This is a genomic window from Agrobacterium sp. 16-2014-1-2a (assembly GCF_053522705.1).
Map to the genome: position 1 here is coordinate 1 of NZ_JBNWBX010000024.1, position 1,422 is coordinate 1,422.

The window sequence follows — 1,422 nt, forward strand, 5'->3', positions numbered from 1 at the left end:
GCACCATGGACCTGATAGCCTTGAGCCTCCCACGCCTCGCGAGCCGCTGCCAGCATGGTGGATTTGCCAGCGCCGGCAAACCCGACCACAGCGGCGATGCGTTCTGGCCCGGTAATATGCGCGATCGCCTGACGCTGTTCGCCCGACAATCCCGCTGACGGATCGCTCGCAGCCGACGGTCCGCCGGAACTTTTGCGAATAGCGTTATCCTGCTTCTCCATCGCACGCTCGACATGGCGAGGATCGACGCCATGGGACTGCGCCTGATGCAGCCGTTCCGCCGATCGCGCCATTGCGCGTTCCAGGTCGATCATCTCCCGCGTCGAATAGCGCGCATTGGACACTTCGCCTGTCTCGGCATCGATGCGCTCAGCCTGAAGTTCCACGAGCGCTGGTGATGCCAAAACAGCCGCAAAGGCGTTCTGGAATGTTTGGGCGTCATCGTTGATGTAGCGATGCAAGGTTTTGGCGATATCGTGGCGATCGAACACGCTCTTCTCATGGCTGATCAGCGTCAGAACCTGTTCAGGCTTTTGGCGGATCAGCGCAGCATTTTGCCGTGCTGCCTCGTCATCCAGCCGCCCGCGCTCGACGGCCATTCCTTGCTGCTGCATCTGCGACGCATGCACGCCCATATGCTCGGTCGGCGACAACTCAAGACCGCGCTCAATATGCGAGCGATGATCGATGCGAACATCCAGACCTTCGCGTTGAAGCTGACGGTTGGCGATGCCTTCCCACGACTGCCGGATATCGCGAAGCTGCATGTCGGTTGTCGCCATGCCGTTTGCCAACAGCCGTGCGTTCTTGTGCTCAAGAACAGTCTTCTCGCCAAGGCCGGCTTCGCGAACCTGTCGCGTCGTCATCAGCACATGCGCATGGTGGTTCCTGATATCACCATGCTCGCTTGGCGAATGGATTGCAAAATCCACGGCCGCGCCATAGCGGTTTGCCAGATCCTGGGCAAAGGCACGTGCAGCCTTCAGTCGTCCCTCTACCGAAAGCTCATGCGGAAGCGCGATTTCGAATTCGCGGGCGACGCGGGCATCTTTTCGCTTTTCTGCAAACTCGGCAGCATTCCACAATTTCGAGCGATCCAAAGCCCAGTCGGCAGACACGCCTTGCGGCAGCACGATCTCACTATGCGCCACACCCTCTTTCCGGGTGAAGTCATGCACAAGGCCATCGCGTTGATTGACGAGAAGAACAGCGCAACGGTAGGCGGCAGATGCCACAGCGCTGCGACCGGATGAGCGCGAGACAGGCTTGGTGCTGAGATGATAAATCGCCAAACGAAATCTCCGATACGCAAACGGGGAGACCAAACGCTCAAACGCGCCGCAAGTCGTAAGTGCGCCCTTGTCTGTTTACCGGTGGCGACGCTAGCAACAACGAACGGTGATTTCGACTACTAAAAGTAGT

General features: G+C 58.9%; 1 protein-coding gene. It reads right to left on the reverse strand.

Annotated elements, in window-relative coordinates; all coding sequences use genetic code 11:
• Window positions 1–1,292, reverse strand: a 1,292-nt coding sequence (mobQ, locus tag ACQZ45_RS27015) for a MobQ family relaxase (RefSeq protein ID WP_448742649.1), incomplete at its 3' end; no start/stop codon positions are given.
• Window positions 1,293–1,422 lie beyond the last annotated feature (130 nt).